The sequence below is a fragment of the Pseudonocardia wallangbongensis genome (assembly GCF_054486945.1).
Genome location: NZ_JBRERS010000002.1, coordinates 547708 through 563692, shown reverse-complemented (window position 1 = coordinate 563692; position 15985 = coordinate 547708). Strand labels below are relative to the sequence as shown.

General features: G+C 75.5%; 14 protein-coding genes. 5 read left to right on the top strand and 9 right to left on the bottom strand.

All coding sequences use genetic code 11. From position 1 onward, the window contains the following. Nucleotides 1-35 precede the first annotated feature (35 nt). Nucleotides 36-665 carry a GTP cyclohydrolase II gene (locus ACU436_RS08950; protein ID WP_459023500.1) on the top strand — a complete coding sequence of 210 codons (630 nt, stop codon included), beginning with the start codon at nt 36-38 and terminating at the stop codon, nt 663-665. Here the strand turns inward: ACU436_RS08950 and ACU436_RS08945 are convergent. The 3 genes from ACU436_RS08945 to ACU436_RS08935 all read right to left on the bottom strand — a co-directional run bounded on the left by ACU436_RS08945 (nt 654) and on the right by ACU436_RS08935 (nt 5759). Next, complete coding sequence (locus ACU436_RS08945) at nt 654-1064, bottom strand: VOC family protein (RefSeq protein ID WP_459023499.1); 411 nt, start codon at nt 1062-1064, stop codon at nt 654-656. The two genes, ACU436_RS08950 and ACU436_RS08945, sit on opposite strands and share 12 nt — an antisense overlap. A 122-nt stretch (nt 1065-1186) precedes the next feature. Continuing rightward, nucleotides 1187-1492, bottom strand: a complete 306-nt coding sequence (locus tag ACU436_RS08940) for a trypco2 family protein (protein ID WP_459023497.1) — start codon at nt 1490-1492, stop codon at nt 1187-1189. A 316-nt stretch (nt 1493-1808) separates the two neighbouring features. Further along, nucleotides 1809-5759, bottom strand: coding sequence for a trypsin-like peptidase domain-containing protein (locus tag ACU436_RS08935; protein ID WP_459023495.1), 3951 nt, complete (start codon nt 5757-5759; stop codon nt 1809-1811). 112 nt (nt 5760-5871) lie between these two features. On the opposite strand from ACU436_RS08935, the gene ACU436_RS08930 reads away from it, so the two are divergent. The 3 genes from ACU436_RS08930 to ACU436_RS08920 are packed head-to-tail and all read left to right on the top strand — an operon-like array spanning nt 5872 to nt 8488. Continuing rightward, nucleotides 5872-6393, top strand: coding sequence for a CGNR zinc finger domain-containing protein (locus ACU436_RS08930; RefSeq protein WP_459023493.1), 522 nt, complete (start codon nt 5872-5874; stop codon nt 6391-6393). A gap of 35 nt (nt 6394-6428) precedes the next feature. Next, on the top strand, nt 6429-7610 hold the full coding sequence (locus ACU436_RS08925) for an MFS transporter (protein WP_459023491.1): 1182 nt from the start codon (nt 6429-6431) through the stop codon (nt 7608-7610). Next, complete coding sequence (locus ACU436_RS08920; protein WP_459023490.1) at nt 7607-8488, top strand: class I SAM-dependent methyltransferase; 882 nt, start codon at nt 7607-7609, stop codon at nt 8486-8488. The genes ACU436_RS08925 and ACU436_RS08920 overlap by 4 nt, the downstream gene beginning before the upstream one ends. On the opposite strand, the gene ACU436_RS08915 is transcribed toward ACU436_RS08920, so the two are convergent. Then, the gene (locus ACU436_RS08915; RefSeq protein WP_459023488.1) at nt 8463-8600 is read right to left on the bottom strand and encodes a hypothetical protein; all 138 of its coding nucleotides are present in this window, start codon (nt 8598-8600) and stop codon (nt 8463-8465) included. The two genes, ACU436_RS08920 and ACU436_RS08915, sit on opposite strands and share 26 nt — an antisense overlap. Before the next feature lie 293 nt (nt 8601-8893). Next, nucleotides 8894-9772, bottom strand: a complete 879-nt coding sequence (locus ACU436_RS08910) for a serine/threonine dehydratase (RefSeq protein WP_459023487.1) — start codon at nt 9770-9772, stop codon at nt 8894-8896. 68 nt (nt 9773-9840) lie between these two features. On the opposite strand from ACU436_RS08910, the gene ACU436_RS08905 reads away from it, so the two are divergent. Then, nucleotides 9841-10713 carry a LysR family transcriptional regulator gene (locus ACU436_RS08905; RefSeq protein ID WP_459023485.1) on the top strand — a complete coding sequence of 291 codons (873 nt, stop codon included), beginning with the start codon at nt 9841-9843 and terminating at the stop codon, nt 10711-10713. Here the strand turns inward: ACU436_RS08905 and ACU436_RS08900 are convergent. Genes ACU436_RS08900 through ACU436_RS08885 form a run of 4 tightly spaced genes read right to left on the bottom strand, consistent with a single transcriptional unit; the run spans nt 10685 to nt 15970 of the window. After that, a complete protein-coding gene (locus ACU436_RS08900) occupies nt 10685-11212 on the bottom strand; it encodes a glycosyltransferase (protein ID WP_459023483.1) in 528 nt (175 codons plus the stop codon). The genes ACU436_RS08905 and ACU436_RS08900 overlap by 29 nt on opposite strands. Continuing rightward, nucleotides 11203-13965 carry a DEAD/DEAH box helicase family protein gene (locus tag ACU436_RS08895; RefSeq protein WP_459023481.1) on the bottom strand — a complete coding sequence of 921 codons (2763 nt, stop codon included), beginning with the start codon at nt 13963-13965 and terminating at the stop codon, nt 11203-11205. The genes ACU436_RS08900 and ACU436_RS08895 overlap by 10 nt, the downstream gene beginning before the upstream one ends. Next, on the bottom strand, nt 13962-14618 hold the full coding sequence (locus tag ACU436_RS08890; RefSeq protein ID WP_459023479.1) for a response regulator: 657 nt from the start codon (nt 14616-14618) through the stop codon (nt 13962-13964). The genes ACU436_RS08895 and ACU436_RS08890 overlap by 4 nt, the downstream gene beginning before the upstream one ends. Continuing rightward, nucleotides 14615-15970 (bottom strand): sensor histidine kinase, encoded by a 1356-nt coding sequence (locus tag ACU436_RS08885; RefSeq protein ID WP_459023477.1) that lies wholly within the window; start codon nt 15968-15970, stop codon nt 14615-14617. The genes ACU436_RS08890 and ACU436_RS08885 overlap by 4 nt, the downstream gene beginning before the upstream one ends. Nucleotides 15971-15985 lie beyond the last annotated feature (15 nt).

Genomic DNA, 15985 nt, shown 5'->3' with positions numbered 1-15985 from the left:
TCACGGTTCGCGAGAGTGGACGAGAGGGACAGCTCATGCAGGACACGCGCAACACCGAACTGGCCGAGGTCGCGGAGTCGGACCTGGTGACGCGGCGGGGGCGGTTCCGAGCCGTCGCGTTCCGGGACCCGCACGACGGGAACGAGCACCTCGCCCTCGTCAGCGGCGAACCGCGCGGCGAGGCGGACGTGCTGGTCCGGGTCCACTCCGAGTGCCTCACCGGTGACGTGTTCGGTGCCCTGCGCTGCGAGTGCGGGGCCCAGCTCCGGTCGGCGGTCGAGGCGATCGCCGACGCGGGGTGCGGCGTGCTCGTGTACCTGCGCGGCCACGAGGGCCGGGGGATCGGGCTCGTCGCGAAGGTCCGCACCCACGTGCTGCAGGACGAGCAGGGCCTCGACACGGTCGACTCGGCCACCGCGCTCGGTCTGCCGGTGGACGTGCGCGACTTCGGTGCGGCGGCCCGCGTGCTGCGGCACCTCGGCGTTCGGTCGGTCCGGCTCCTGTCGAACAACACCGACAAGGTGCTGGCGCTCACCGAGAACGGCGTCAAGGTCACCGGGCGCGTCCCGCTGCTGGCCCCGGTGGACGAGCACAACGTCCGCTACCTCACGGCGAAACGCGACCGCCTGGGCCACGACCTGCCGAACCTGGGGTCACTCGGCTGACGCGAAGTCCCCCGCCCGCCACGGCATCTCCTGCAGCATCCACGTGTTGCCGTCCGGGTCGCTGAACGGGACGTACCGCATGCCCTGGGCGTGCTCGTCGATCTCACCGACGGCCACACCCCGCCGGGCGAGCTCGGCGCGCGCGGCCGCGGCGTCGGCGACGACGAGGTGCAGGCCCCGCACGGAACCGGGGGTCGCGTCGGCGAGCTGCGGCAGGCCGCTGGTCAACGTGATCGAGCAGGCCGAGCCGGGCGGGGTCAGCTGGCACACCCGCACCCCCTCCGCGGGCCGCACATCGACGTCGACGGTGAAGCCCGCGTCCACGTAGAACTCCTTGGCGCGGTCGATGTCCGACACGGGCAGGGGGATGAGCTCGAGCAGCATCTTCACGGCGGTCACGACTCCTTGCGGATGAGGTCGGGGGGACCAGCCTCCATCCGCGGGCCCCCCGGGGCATCCGTGGCGACCACCCGGTCGTCACGTGCTCGGCACGCGGAGCCGGGGCGGGGGAGGGCCGGGCGTCAGCGCTCGTCGGGCGCTGCGTCGCCCGAGATCGTGGGGCGGCGGCCCGGCTGGGCGAGGTGTCGCGGCTCGAGCGTGAGTTTGATCTTCTGGGTGGAGGAGGCTGCGAACCGGGTCTCCGTGCCCAGCTCGAGCACCCAGAATTTGGCTTTGGCGCCCGGCTTCGCCTCTTTGTCGACACCCACGGTGAGTTCGACCTCGACGGGGCCGAGCTCGAAGCGCAGCTGCTCGTTCTCGCCGGCGCGCATGGCGTCCGCGAGTTCGGCGCGCAGTTGTGTGATGACTTCCGAGAGCGCCAACGGCATTACGAGGCTCCTCGCGGAATCGCAATCCACGGTCGGGCCGCACGACCCGGTGCCGGGATGGCGATCCGCCTGTTACAGCAGGTAACCCATCCCCACGCGTGGTCGGTGCGATCGACCGGGAGGGTGGACCCGGATGGACTCGACGATTCCGTCGAGCTTCCGCGCACACCGGGTTGGCACGCGCAGTGGCGACATGTTCGGCAGGTCGTACACCGCCTGCCTCCTCTCGGTGGGGTCGGAGTCGGACGACTCCGAGCCTAGTGGGCAACGTGATAGCGCACACGCATCGCCGCCTTAAGCCTTTCCAAGGATTTCGTCACGACGCGGTGTGCTCCGCGAGCCAGCTCGCGAGCACGTCGAATGCCGCGCGGTCGAGCCGGGCGAGGGCCGCAACGGCCTCCAGCCAGCCGGCGGTGCCGAGCAGCTCCGCCACCAGGCGGGTGATCCACGCACGGCGGTCGTGGGCGGGCGCGGTCCCGGCGGCGAGCACCACGGCGGCGGCCGCGGCGATCCGGCCGGTCGCGGCCCACCGGTCCTCCGCGGCCTCGATGCGAGGCAGCGATTCCTCGGCGAGGCCCAGCAGGGTCCACGCGCGGTCCGGGTCATCGGCCGTCGCCGCGCCGAGCGCGGCCAGCGCGCGCACCCGGCTCGCCGGGGCGACGATCGGGCGGGCGCTGTCGTCGGCCCAGCTCGTCCGGCCGGCCGCCGCGAAGACCTCGACCACCCGCGTGCGTGCCCGGTCCTGCCGCCGCTGGTCGTCGATGCCGGACAGCATCGCCCCGGTGCGCCGCACCAGTACCGCGGCCGGGACGGCGTCGTCCGCGGCCGCGAGGGTGACCGCCAGCTGCGCGATCGCCCGCACCCGCTGCCCGGGATCCGGGACGTCGTCGACGACCTGCCTACCGGCGGCCGCCCGCAGCCGCCCCGCCTCGTCGACCGCACCCGCGCCGTGCAGGGCCGCCGAGAGCAGCAGGAACTCGACGACGCGCGGGTAGCCGCCCCCCGACGGCTCCGCGAGGACCGCGGCGGCGGTGGCGGCCGCACCGTCCCGGTCACCCCGTGCGGCCCGGGCCTCGCAGATCCCGACCAGCGCCCACGAGCGGTGCTCGGGCTCGTGGAGCGCGTGGGCGAGGTCGATCGCGTCCTCGACCGCGCCGCTCCTGGCGAGCGCCGTGGCCACCCGCCCCAACGCCGCGTCGCGCGCGGACGGCTCCGCGATCCGCTCGGCGACCCCCAGCGCCGCTTCGACCCCGCCCAGCCCGATCAGGCCGTCCACCACCGGCTCCGCCATCGTCGCGAACCGGTGCGGGTCGCTCGTCCGCCGCGCCATGCTCTCGGCCTCGGCGGCGATCGCCTCGGCCCGGCGCGGGTCCTGGGCGGCGAGGGCGGCGGCGACGTCGACCAGCGCGCGCATCCGCCTGCCGTCGCCGGACACCCGGCGGACCACCGCCTCGGCCCGGCCGGCCCGTCCGTCCCGCGCGGCCTGCGCGGCGATCTCGATGAGCGCGCCCGCGGTCCGGTCGCCGTCCGGGAGCAGCTCGAGCAGCTCCTCGGAACGCTCCGGGTCGCCGGCCGCGGCATGCGCGACGGCCAGCCGCGCGCGGGCCCAGTCGCGCTGGTCGCGGTCGATCCGGTCCGCGACCAGCCGCTCGGCCGCCTGCAGCAGCTCGGCGGCCACAGCGGGGTCGGCCACCGTGCGGGCGAGCGTGACCACGTCGACCAGCACCTCACCGGGGTGCGGGGCGAGCCGCGCGGCGTCGTGCAGCGCGGCGAGGTGCCGCCGGGCCGCCGTGGCGTCGCCCCGGCGTACCGCACCACGGACCAGCGCGGCCAGCGCCGGGAGCCGCGGCCCCGGCCGCCGGATGGTCTCCGCGATCTGCTCCGCCCGGCCCGCCTCGCCCGCATCGGCGAGCGCCACCGCCACCGCGGCGAGGGCCCGGTTCCGGAACCCGCCCCGCGGGATGCCGGCGACGAGCGCCTCGGCGTGGTCCGGCCGGCCGGCCGCGACGGCGGCCACCGCCACGGCGACCCGGGAACCCTGGCCCAGCGGGGACGCCGCCAGCTCGGCGACGACCTCCCGGGCCCTCGCCCGGTCCCGCGCGGCCAGCGCGGTGGCGACCCGCGCGAGCGCACCCGTCCGACGAGCGGGCGAGCAGTTGTGCGCCCACCGCAGAGCCCGGTCCGGGTCGTGGACGGCGGCGGCCGCGGCCATCGTGGCGAGCGCGCCGTCCTGCCGGTCCTCGTCCGGTACCCGTTCCGCGAGCATCTCGGCGTCGTCGAGGTGGCCCGCGCACGCGGCGGCGCACGCCGCGCCGGCCAGCGCGGCCGCCCGCCGCTTGCGCTTCGGGAACCCCCGCGCCAGCGCCGCGGCCCGGTCCCGGCGGCCCAGCGCGGCCCACACCGCCGGTAGCCGCACCGGAACCTGCCTGTTCCGGCCGGCGAGCTCCTCGTGGCGCATCGCGAGCACCGTGGCCGCCATCAGGTCCGGCTCGCGCTCCTCGGTCCCCAGCCGCTGGGCCAGCGCGACCTCGTCGAACGCCGCGGCGTCGCCGCCGGTGACCTCCAGCAGCCGTTCGTGGCGCGCGGGGTCGGAGGCGAGGGCGGCGAGCCGCATGACGTCGCCGGCGGCAGCCAGCGTGCGGGGGTAGTCGTGCAGGAGGTAGGCGGGTGTGCCCGCGGGCCAGCCGCGCCGCCGGTGGTCCTCGCACCAGTCGGCCAGCCGCGTCCGGTGCTTGTCGAGGTGCGACCCGAGCTCCCGTTCGGCGGCGTCCCGCAGCGCCCGGTGCGCGAGGACGTAGCCCCGGTTCGTCCGGACGCGCACGCTGCGCCCGAACGCGCCGGACAGCAGGCCCGAGACCGCGAACGGGGATGCGCCGCTGAGCTCGGCGAGGTCGTCCCTGGTGAGGCCGCCGCCGGACGCGGTGATCAGCCCGATCAGGTCCTCGTGGAGCTGGCCCTCCCGCAACTGGTTCGCCAGCTCCGACCGCGCGAAGAGCTCCACGTCGCGGGCGTGCGGCGAGACCGGGAGCCGTTGCCGGACGCACCGGTGGAGCGGGTGGTCGGCGGGCACGTCCGGCGGGAGCGGGTGGTCCGGGCGGCTCGTCACGAGCACGGTCGCGCCCGGCGGGGGGCGGCGCGGCAGCAGCGCGGCGATGCTGGGCTCCCGCGTGGCCGGTCCGGTGTCCTCGTCGAGCCCGTCGACGACGAGGACGAGCCTCCGTCCGGCGTCCCGGCACCGCTGCGCCGCGGCCTCGACCAGCTCGAACAGCCCGCGGCGGAGGTCGGCGCTCGTCGCGGGCGCCTCGAACGGCCGCCCGGCCAGCGCGGCCAGCTGCTCGGACACCGCGTCGAGGAAGGTGGCGCCGCCCGCACCCGCGAAGTACGCGACGACGTGGACGTCCGCCGGCGGGTGGAGGGCGAACCACGCCATGAGCGCGGTCTTGCCGCCCCACGCGGGCCCCTCCCACCACCCGTACGGATCGGCGAACCCGGCGAGGGCGAGCTGCTCGCCCTCCCGCTCGAGCAGCTCCTCGGGAGCGATGTCCCGGATCTGCCGCCGGTAGGTCGCCTCCTTCGGCCCGGCCACGTCGTCCAGGCGCGGCGGCAACCCGAGGAGGTCCCGCAGCCCGCGCGCCGCGTTCTCCGCCGCGTCGTCCAGGAGGTCCGTGACGCGCGCCGCCGCGAGCCGGCCGAGCCCGTCGGAGCGGTGGTGGTCGGTGACGACCCCGACGATGCAGCCGCCGGCCCACAGGGCGGCTCCGGACATGCCCTCCCACGGTGAGGCGTCCGGATCCGGATCGCGCTCGGGCGCGGTGACGCTCACCTCGAGACGGCGGGAGCGCCGGTTCGACAGCGGCGCCACCGTGCCCACCGCGTGGTGCGAGTCGCGGTAGGAGCCGCTCCGCGGGGCGGTGTAGTCCCTCAGCTTGAACCGCGGGAACCCGACGGTCTGCACGGCGAGCACGCCGGAGCGGTCGCCGATCCGGCCGAAGGCGGACGCGGGCACGTCGTCGGGGGCGTCGATGTGCACCGCCGCGAGATCCGAGGCCGGGTCGGCCACCACGTCGAGGGCCGGGGCGCTCCACTCGCCCGGCCGGTCGGCGTCGAAGCGCACGTGGACGGCGCGGGCGTCGCTCACCGCGTGGGCCGCGGTGAGCACCACGCCCGAGGCGACCCGGTAGCCGGAGGCCCGCCGGCCGACCCCGTCGGCCCCTGTGGCGATGACCTCGGCCACCCGTCGCGGATCGATGCCCGGCTCCGCGTCCACGGCCGTGATCTCCCCTCGGAACTGCCTGCAACCTACCGGTCACCACCTGTCCGGAACGCTCGGGCTGCGCCGCTAAGGCAATTGTGGTTCCATTGCGCTTACAGGGGGACGCATGGACACGAGCGGATACCGGATCGACGGCGCCGCCACGGCGGTTGCCCTGATCAACGCGGTCACGACGGGTGCGGGTGTCCCCGATGCCGGGCTCGTCGAGCTGCTCGGCGCGCATCGATACCTCGTTCCCACGGAGCTCTCCGCGGCCGACGGGGACCGGCTGCGGGACTGGGCCCGCCGGCTGCGTCCCGCCTTCGGCGGCGGCGAGGTGATCGCGCTGCTCAACGGGTTGCTCGCCGAGGTACCGCTGCAGCCGCACATCTCCGACCACGGGCTGGGCCCGCACCTGCACTACGGCGAGCCGGGCACGGGTCTCGTCGACCGGGTACGGGCCAACACGGCGTTCGGGCTGGCGCTGGCCGTCTGCGAGCACGACGCCGAGCGGCTGGGTACCTGCCGGGCCGCGGGCTGCGACCGGGTGTACGCCGACGTCCAGCGCGGCCCCCGCCGCCGCTACTGCTCGCGGGCCTGCCAGAACCGCAGCTCCGTCGCGGCGTTCCGGGCCCGACGCACCTCATGACCGTGCGGTGCACGACGCCTCGGGGCACCCTCGCCGTGCTCACCGCGACGGCCCTGCTGTTCATGTCGACCTGGTTCTCCGCGACCGCCGTCATACCGCACGTGCGCGTGGAATGGCAGCTCTCGGCGGAGGCCGTCGCCTGGATGACGATCGCGGTGCAGTGGGGGTTCGTCGGCGGTGCGCTGCTCTCGGCCGCGTGCACCGTCGCCGACGCGCTCGCGTCGACCCGGCTGATCTTCCTGTGCTCGCTCGGAGCCGCGAGCGCGAACCTGCTCCTCCTCGCCACCGACGGCGTGGGCCTCGGCGTCACCGCCCGGTTCGCCACCGGCTTCTTCATCGCCGGCATCTACCCGCCCGCGCTCAAGCTGATCTCCACCTGGTACCGGCACGGCCGGGGCACCGCCCTCGGGGTGCTGGTGGGCGCGCTGAGCGTCAGCCAGGGCGTGCCGCACCTCGTCAACGGCCTCGGCGGGCTGGACTGGCGGACCGTCATCGTGACCACCTCGGTCCTCACCGTGGCCGGCGGGGTGATCACCCTGACCGTCGTGCGGGAAGGCCCGTTCCCGTTCCCCGGGGCGGTGTTCGACCCGCGGCAGGTCTGGGCGGTACTGCGCGACCGCGGCACCCGACTCGCGATGATCGGCTACCTGTGCCACATGTGGGAGCTGTACGCGATGTGGGCCTGGTTCCTGGTCTTCTTCACGGCAGCGCTGCACCGGCGCGGGCTGGACCAGCCGGTGCTGGCCGCGTACGTCACGTTCGCGGTGTTCGTGGCCGGCGGGCTCGCCAACTGGAGCGGAGGTGCGCTGGGCGACCGGATCGGTCGGGAGCGGACCGCCATCGGGATGATGACCGTGTCGGGCGCCTGCGCCGCCACCATCGGCCTGCTGATCGACGGCCCCCTCTGGCTGCTCGTCATCGTCGGGCTGGTGTGGGGGTACAGCGTGGTCGGCGACTCGACGCAGTTCTCCACGCTCGTCACCGAGCTGGCCGACCAGAGCTACGTCGGGACCGCTCTGACCGTGCAGATGGCGCTCGGGTTCCTGCTCACGGGCGCGACGATCTGGCTCGTTCCCGCCGTCGAGCAGGCGGCCGGCTGGTACTGGGCGTTCGCACTGCTGGCGATCGGTCCGTTGGCCGGGATCGTCGCGATGCTGCGGCTGCTGAGAAGTCGGTGGCCGCAGAGCGGCGCCCGCGGTTACCGTCCCGGGCCGTGATCTACGAGCACCCGCTGGCCTACCTCGTCGGGATCGAGGGCATCGCCCTGCTGCGGGGGTTCATCGGCGAGTACGACCGCGAGTTCGTCGAGGCGCGGATCGCGGAGGTCCGGGACCTGCTGGCCGACGAGTCGCTCGCCGACGCCGCCGTCACCGTCGACCGGGTGGGCTCGGTCGACGGGTACCGGGTGTGGTCGGCCACCTACGACGACGGGCACAACACGGCCTTCGACTTCGACGAGCCGATCGTGAAGGAGATCGTCGACGCCGTACCGGCGGGCGTCGCCGTCGACGCGGCCTGTGGCACCGGCCGGTTCTCGGCGATGCTCGTCGAGCGCGGGCATCGGGTGATCGGCGTGGACAGCTCACCGGACATGCTCGCCCGGGCCCGCGCCAACGTCCCGGGCGGCGACTTCCGGTCCGGCGACCTCGGCGCCCTGCCGGTCGCCGACGCGTCCGCCGACCTGGTGACCTGCGGGCTGGCGCTGGCCCACGTCCCCGACCTGCGGCCGGCCTTCGCGGAGTTCGCGCGGGTGCTGCGTCCCGGCGGTCACCTGGTGGTCTCCGACATGCACCCCGAACGGATCCTGCGCGGGTCCATCCCCACCGTGCGCGACTCCGCCGGGCGCCCCGGACGGCTGCCCGGCCACCGCCACCTCGTGAGCGACTACCTGCGTGCGGCGCTCGCCGTGGGCCTGGAGCTGCGCCGGTGCGAGGAGCCCGTCCTCGAACCCGTCGGCCCGGCCCCGGAGCGGGCATCGGACCCCGGGCCGTGGGACGCCTGGCCGTGGTCGCTCGCCGCGGTGGTGCCGGAGGCCGCCCGCGCGGCCGACGCCGGCTTCCCCATCGAGATCATCTGGCACTTCCGGCGGGCATGAGCTGCGGGTAGAGCACCGGCATCTCGGCGGACAGCCCGCTGCGGACGTTGCGGCTGACGTCGTCGGCCACGACCTCCGGCGCGCCGTCGCGGACGCCGTCGAGGGCCAGCACGGCGATCGTCGCCGGGTCGCTCTTCGGGACGTCGAGGTGGGCGACCTTGGGGGAGGAGGTCCCGCTGGACGAGGTGCGCTTCGTCCGGACGGCGACGTACCCGAGCTGAGCCGGATTGCTGAGCCGGATTGCTGAGCCAACGACGCGGGCTCCCCGCCCTATCGTCGCAGTATCGGGCGTCCATTGTCCTGTGGACAGCCATGGGCAACCGATACTTCGGATCATGCCCGCGGATCGACGGGCATCGGAAACCCGCCGGGCGCACGGCGTCTTTCCGCGGTGCGTTCGTGCCCTCACGAGTTCGCTCCGCACAGCACGAGGCACGGGAGCTCGCCGGGGACCCTCCCGGCCTGCCACGCCGCGAAGGGGGCCGCCGCGGCCGGCTCGACCCGCAGCCGGAACTCCTCCCACAGCAGTTCCTGCGCGGACAGGATCTCGGCGTCGGTCACGAGCGTCGCCACCGCGTCGGAGGCGCGGAGGACGGCGAAGGGCAGGTCGCCGATCCTCGTGGCGCCGAGGGCCGAGGCGGCCACCGAGTCGATCTCGACGTCCACCGGCGTGCCGGCCTCGAGAGCGGCGTGCACCGCCCGGCAGCCGGTCGGCTCGGCGGTGACGACCGCGCGGCCGCCGGCGGCGAGGGCGGTGCCGGCGGCGAGCCCGCCGCCGCCCGCGGCGACCACGACGGCGTCGACGTCCGGGCACTCCTCGACGATCTCGGCCGTGACCGTGCCCTGCCCGGCCACGACGACGGGTTCGTCGTAGGCGTGCACGTACCGGCCGGGTTCGGCGCGGGCGGCCGCCGCGGCGTCGGCGTAGGTGTCGCCGTGTCGGATCAGCTTGGCGCCGGTCGCCTCGATCCTGCTGGCCTTGCTCTCGGGCACGCCGCGCGGCACGTAGACCACGGCCGGGACGCCGAGGATGCCGGCCGCGGTGGCCACGCCGAGCCCGTGGTTGCCGCCGGACGCCGTGACGACGCGCTCCGGCGGTTCCCCGGCGAGCAGCGCGTTGAGGGCGCCGCGGAGCTTGAACGACCCGCTGCGCTGCAGGTGCTCGAGCTTGAGTACCACCGGGTGGCCGTCGATCTCGGCGCGCAGCACGGGGGTGCGCCGGACGTAGGGGGCCAGGCGGATCGCGGCCGCGGCGACGTCGGCGGCCGTGGGAAGGGACGTCATACGACGAGGATGCGTCCGGCGATCGTTAAGCTGAAGTTCGACCTGCTGGGCGAGCATCAGGAACGCTAATGGCACTGGACGCGGAACGCGTGCGCGTGCTCGTCGAGGTGGCCCATGCCGGTTCGATCGCGGCGGCGGCCGCGCGCATGGGGTTCACGCCGTCGGCGCTCTCCCAGCAGCTCGCGAAGCTGGAACGCGAGGTCGGTGCCCCGCTGATCGAGCGGGGCCGCACCGGCACCCGACTGACCGGGCCCGGGCGGGTCCTGCTGGAGCACGGGGAACGGGTGATCGGTGAGCTGCGCGCCGCCGAGGAGGCCGTGCGCGAGGCCGCGGGTGCGGAGCCACAGCGGATCGCGGTCGGCGCCTTCTCGACGGCCGCCCGGACGCTGCTGCCGCGGGCGCTGGCCGCGTTGAAGGAGGAGCGTCCCGGGATCCGCACCTCCCTGGTGGACGTCGAGCCTCCCGAGGGCTACGGCCTCGTCGCCGCGCGCGAGCTCGACCTGCTCGTCACGCACCGCTACCCGGGGGTCACGTTGCCGCCGGCCCGCGGCCTGCACCGGCGGCTCCTGCTCCGGGACCGGTTGCACCTGGTGCTTCCGCCCGCCCACCGGCTCGCCACCGCCGAGGAGATCGCGCTCGACGACCTCGCCGACGAGGACTGGATCTCCGGGGCGCCGGGCGTGCCGAACCGGATCTGCCTGGACTCGCTGGGCCCGCTGCACGTGGCCTACGAGACCAGGGACTACGAGGTCACGCTCGCGCTCGTCGAGTCGGGGCTCGGCGTCTCCTTCGTGCCGGCGAGCCTGCTGGCGGGGCGCCGGGTCGTCGCCAGGGACCTGCACGGGCGCGCCCCGGTCCGCGAGGTCTACGTCGTGCACCCGCCCCGGCCGTCCGCGCCGGTGGTCGAGCTGCTCAGCCGGCTGCGCCCAGCAGGTCCTTGATCGCCCGGACCCCCGCGGGTACCCCGCCGCCGTCGCCGACGGTGTCGGCGAGGGACTTCGCGGCTACGCTGCGCGACGGGTCGGTGAGGGCGCGTTCGACGGAGGCCCGCAGCTCGGCCGGCGGGACGGGCCGATTCGACAGGTTGTGCCGCAGCACGATGCCCGCGCCGCGCTCGGCGACGGCCCGGCCGATGAGCAGCTGCTCGAACTGCTGGGGGACGACGACGAGCGGCACCCCGTTCGCGAGGCCCTCCAGCGCGCTGTTCATGCCGCCGTGGGTGACGAACACCGCGGTGCGCCGGAGCACCTCCAGCTGCGGGACGGACGCGCGGACCAGCGTGTTCGCGGGCGGCGTCCCGAGCCGGGCGGGATCGGTGTGGGAGCCGACGGCGATCAGGACCCGCGCGGGGAGGTCGGCGAGCACGTCGAAGCAGGCGCGGAAGAACGCCTCGGTGCCCGAGTGGAGGGTGCCCAGCGACACCAGGACGGCTACTCCCACGTCAGGCGCAGAGCTGTGTGGGCATCCAGCGGGGAGAGGCCGCGCCGGGACGCGAGCAGCAGCGACCCCTCCGGGCTGCGGGTGTAGACGGGCCGCGGCCCGTCGCTGACCCAGCGCCGCCAGGCCCGGGCGAAGAGGTCCGCGTGCCGTCGGTGCTCGGCCAGCGCGGCCGGCACCGCGTGGTGGGCCACGGCATGGGGACGGGCCCAGCGCGCGGGCGGGCGCAACCCGGCGAGCAGCGTGGCGGGCCACGAAGTTCCCGGGTCCGCCGGCACGTAGCGGCCGATCAGGTAACGCGGGTCGGCGGGCGGGCTGAGCACCTCGTCCAACGCGGCCGCGTACCGCTCGGAGCCGGCCGGATCGGCGCCGGTCAGGCGGAACTGCCAGGCCCCCGTCTCGTCGGGCTCGATCATGACGGCGTCGGCCCCGCGGTCGATCTGCCCGGCGGCGTGCAGCGCTTCGGCGGTGGCGTAGGCGATCGCGGGCACGTCGGGCGACGAGGTGGCGACGTCGTGGAGCAGAAGGCCGCGCCGGTGGGCGTGCCGGGCGTACGCCCCGGCGCAGAGCACCGCCGCGACGAGCGGGACGGCCGCCACCGCGCCGGCGCCCGCCGCGAGGAACGCGACGGCGGCGATCGACGTGACCAGCGCCGCGATCGGCCACGGCGTGCGGGCGTCGGTGGACAGGCCCAGCCGCGTCGCCACCACCGCGGGAGGGCGCGGCTCCGCCCGCTCGCGGACGGGAGCGCGGCCCACCAGCCGGACCACCCGCACGGGGCGGTCCGCGTACGGCGCGCCCACCCGCCACAGCTCCCGCGCCCGGTCGCGGGCCCCGCAGCGCGCCAGCATCCGGTCGTTGAAGCCGGCGAACTCCCCGGCGGGCGGCGCAGCGTACGCGGAGAGCGCCGGATCGACGTGCGTCACCCCGTCCATGACGTTCCCCTGCTCGGTGACGCCGTAGTAGCCCTCGTGCTTGCGGACGAACCGCTCGAAGTCGGCGGCGCCCTTCGGGTGGTCCTCCGCGACGCAGACGACGGACCAGGTGTGCGCGACCTTGCCGGGCCAGCCCGGGTCCCGGCGCAGCGCCCGCCCGCGCAGCTGCACGACGGACGTGCCGGTGGTGGCCTCGGTGAGGTCGACCAGGGTGTTGACCGCGGCGCAGTCCCACCCCTCGCCGAGGATCGCGCGGGTGCCGATCAGCGTGATCGACCCGCTGGCGGTGAAGAACCCGGTCACCAGCGGGACCCAGCGGCGCGAGGCCCACCCCCCGGTGATCTCCACGACGCCGGTGGCGTCCGCAGGCACCGGGTCCAGCTGCAGGTCGGGGTCGGCCTCGGCGGCGTACTCGTGAAAGGCGCGCGCGACGTCGGCGCCCGCTGCGACCGTCCGACCGGTCACCAGGAGCGGCGCCAGCCCCGGCAGCCGCGCGAGGTGGCGCAGGGCCAGCCGGGCCGAGCCGGCGTCGGCGTCGAGCACGCCGACGAGGCCCGACGGCAGGGTGGCGCGGGCCCGCTCGTGGTCGCAGATCACCACCGCGCGCATCCGGTCGCCGAGCGCCTCGTGCTCGGCGGTGAGGATCCGGCCGGCGGCGTCGATCTTCCCGGAGCTGCGGGCGATCACCCGGTCGACCGGGGAACGGCCGCTGCGCACGCCGTGCCGGGTGAGCCGGTAGCCGACGCCGGGCAGCGCGGCGCGGATCGCGTCGTGGGCGTGGGCATCGCGCGGGTCGTCGCTGCGGGCGAGGAACCGGTGGGCGTAGACGTGCAGCAGCCGCATCCAGTCGTCGGCGGTGGGTGCGTGCCGGTGCCGCTCGTGCAGCCGGGCCCCGTCCGGGAGCGCCAGCATCCCGGCGTGGTGGAAACGCAGCGCCGCGTCCGCCACCTCGGGGTGGTCGCGGGCGAACCGGTGCCACGGCACGGCGGCGCCCTCGCCCGAGCTGTGTTCCCGGCGCACCGCGTACCGGTCCAGCCAGGGCAGGAAACCGACGGTGGCGAAGCCGGGGTCGACCAGGTCCGCCGTCAGGTCGGTGAACCGCTCGGTCTGCGCCGCCAGCCACGCCTGCTCCCGGCCGGTCGGCGTGGTGAACCACGCGAGCTCGGCGAACGGCACGAGCTCGCCCTCGCGCACCATCGCCGGGATCGAGGGTCCGGTGACCATCCGCCCGAAGAGGCGGTCCACGAGCGCGCGCTCGTCGCGGGTCAGCGCGCTCGGCGGGGTGGCCGTGAGCCCGATGACCGTGGCGTCGGGCAGGCGTTCGAGCACCTCGGCGAGCAACTCACCCCACACGTCCAGCAGGTGGTGGCACTCGTCGAGCACCAGCGTGACCGGTCGCCTGCCCAGCGCCGCCACCAGCTCACGGCCGGAGGACCGCAGCCGCTGGATGTGCACCCCGCGGTCGTGCCCGTCCGGGTCGATCTCGGCGTCCGGGTCGAAGTTCGCGAGCGACTGGTACGTCAGCGCCGTGACGGCGGCGCCGAGCCCGCGGTCGACGGAGCCTGCCGGCGGGTCGGGGCCGAAGCGGGACCACTCCGCGAGCCACTGGCCCTGGATCGCCGTGTTCGGGGCGAACGCGACGATCGGCCGCCCCAACCGCCGTGCCGCCTCCAGGCCCACCACGGTCTTGCCCGCGCCCGGCGGCAACACGACCCAGGCGCGCCGCCCGCCTCGTGCCAGCACCTTGCCCACCCCGTCGAGCGCGTCGAGCTGGTGGCGCCGCAGCGTGACCCCCGGCCGAAGCCCCGCCACGTCGCTCACGAGGCCATGCCGTTCTGGTACGCCCACACCACCGTCTGGAGGCGGTCCCGCACACCGATCTTGGTCATCGCGCGTCCCAGGTGGGACTTCACCGTGCTCGTCTCGATCACGAGCTCCCGCGCGATCTCGGCGTTCGACATGCCCCGGGCGAGCAGCCGCACGATGTCGGTCTCCCGGGCCGTGAGCTGGCGCGCCGCGTCGCCGGACGCGGTGCGGGCCGGCCTGCGGCGGGCGAACTCGGTGATCACCCGCCGCGTCACGACCTGGTCGACGAGGCCGTACCCGTTCGCGAGCCGGCGGACCGCGTCGACGAGGTCGTCGGGCTCGGTGTCCTTAAGGATGAACCCGCTGGCACCGGCCTCGAGCGCGCCGAAGACGTACTCGTCGAGGTCGAACGTGGTCACGACGAGCACGGCCGGCGCGGACCCGTCGGCCTCGCCGGAGGTGATCTCGCGGGTGGCGGCGAGGCCGTCGCCGCCGGGCATGCGCACGTCCATGCAGACGACGTCGGGCCGGAGGTGGCGGGCGAGCCGTACGGCCGCGGGACCGTCGGCGCACTCGCCGACGACCTCGATGTCACCCGCGAGCTCGAGGATGACCTTGAACCCCGCCCGGACCACGGACTGGTCGTCCGCGAGCACCACTCTGATCACGGCGTCAGTCTCGTGCCCGGGCGCGGGGCGGATCGGTGGGCCCCCGCGTGCGGCGACGCGGTCTCCCGGTCGGCGGGCAGGCGCAGCGACACCCGCCACCCGCCGGCCGCCGTCGGCCCGGCGTCGAACTCCGCCCCGATCAGCTGCGCCCGCTCCCGCATCCCGGCCAGGCCGAACCCGCGGTGGACCCGCGGGCGGTCCGGCGCCGGGCGGGCCTCGTTCTCGACGGCCAACGAGACCTCGGACCCGCCGTAGCGCAGGACGACCCGCGCGGGAGCACCCGGCGCGTGCTCCCGGGCGTTCGAGAGCGCCTCCTGGGTGACCCGGTAGAACGTGATGTCGGCGATCGGCGGGAGCTCCTTCCGCTCACCGTCCTGCACGAGCACGACGGGCGTGCCGAGCTCGCGCGCCGCCTGCACGAGGCGGTCGAGGACGGCCAGCCCGGGCACCGGAGCTCCACCGTCCTCCAGGTCACCCTGCCCGGGCCCGCGGAGCGCGCCGACGACGAGGCGCAGGTTGTGCAGCGTCTCCTTGCCCTGCGCGCGGATCCACGCGGCCGCCTCCTTGGCCGCCTGCGGATCGCGGTCGATCAACCGCTCGACGACGGCCGTCTGCACGACCATGCCGGACAGGTGGTGGGCCGCGATGTCGTGCAGCTCGCGGGCCATCCGCGCCCGTTCCGACCCGATGGCGGCATCCGCCCTCGCCCGCTGCGCCTCGACCGCCTCCGCCGCGCGCACCCGCACGAGCCCGACGTACTGCCGGCGCGTCGCGACGTAGGCGCCGAAGAGGGCGCCTGCGGTGTAGGTCAGCACGCTCGACAGCGCCTGCGCGACCACCGCCGACACCGGGCTCACCGTGGGGACGACGTTGGCCACCACGAGCGCGGTGCTCTCGAACAGGGCGACGCCGGCGACCACCCGGGCCGCTCGGGGACCGGGCAGCAGCGCCCCGCAGCCGTACGCGGCGACCGCGGGCGCGAGACCGCGGATGGCCGCCCCGGCCGGGAGCATGGCGAACATCATCACCTGCAGCAGCGCCACCACCCACAGGCACAGCACCGGGCTCACGCGCCGGATGCACAGCACGAGCGACTGCGCGGCCGTCACGACGATCGCCGCGGTGCCGTGGAACGGCGCCATCCCCAGGTCGGCGGTCTGCGCCGGGTCGGCCAACACCACCAGCAGGAGGACGGTCGTGACCAGGCACAAGACCACGGCGAGCGCGCAGTCCCGCCGGAACTCACCGGTCAGGCCCACGCGCGTGAGTCGGGTGTCGGCCCATCCCGCGAACCGGTCCGGCCAGCCCTGCGGCGGGTCGGCCTCGATCGGGGCGGCAATCTGGGAGGTCATCGGGTCACCGGGCCG

Bases quoted from the DNA above. Each gene is read 5' to 3' on its own strand.
- ACU436_RS08950 (WP_459023500.1), top strand. From the start codon at position 36: ATGCAGGACACGCGCAACACCGAACTGGCCGAGGTCGCGGAGTCGGAC.
- ACU436_RS08940 (WP_459023497.1), bottom strand. From the start codon at position 1,492: ATGCCGTTGGCGCTCTCGGAAGTCATCACACAACTGCGCGCCGAACTC.
- ACU436_RS08930 (WP_459023493.1), top strand. From the start codon at position 5,872: ATGGACACGAGCGGATACCGGATCGACGGCGCCGCCACGGCGGTTGCC.
- ACU436_RS08910 (WP_459023487.1), bottom strand. From the start codon at position 9,772: ATGACGTCCCTTCCCACGGCCGCCGACGTCGCCGCGGCCGCGATCCGC.
- ACU436_RS08905 (WP_459023485.1), top strand. From the start codon at position 9,841: ATGGCACTGGACGCGGAACGCGTGCGCGTGCTCGTCGAGGTGGCCCAT.
- ACU436_RS08885 (WP_459023477.1), bottom strand. From the start codon at position 15,970: ATGACCTCCCAGATTGCCGCCCCGATCGAGGCCGACCCGCCGCAGGGC.